The sequence below is a fragment of the Polaromonas sp. P1_G2 genome, assembly GCF_056405515.1.
Window position 1 is genome coordinate 1 of record NZ_JBFUBY010001632.1, and the last position, 374, is coordinate 374.

Sequence of the window (374 nt, forward strand, 5' to 3'; positions counted from 1 at the left end):
GGTGGTGACACTGTCACTGATCGGCGGCATGCGCTCCTTCGACATCATCTGGGCGATGACCCGCGGCGGCCCCGGCTTCTCCTCCGATGTCATCGCTTCGGTGATCTACAAACAGTACCAGGCCGGTTTTTACGGCCTGTCGACGGCCGGCAATGTCATTCTCTTCCTGCTGATCGGCGTGGTCATGCTGCCGCTGACGCTCTGGTTCAACCGCCGGGAGGTCGAGCTTTGAAACGCCATCGCCCGCTCATCACAGGCCTGATCGCGCTGACCTTCGCCGCGGTGATCTTCATCCTGCCCTTCGCCTTCATCGCGCTGCAGGCGGTGAAGTCGCGCTCGGAAGCGTCACGGCTGGATTTCAGCCTGCCGAATTC

At 62.0% G+C, this 374-nt stretch carries 1 pseudogene; it reads left to right on the top strand.

Going from position 1 to position 374, the window contains the following annotated elements:
- Positions 1–232 (top strand): annotated as a pseudogene (locus tag AC1D0P_RS31870) (hypothetical protein); the annotation flags it as partial.
- Positions 233–374 lie beyond the last annotated feature (142 nt).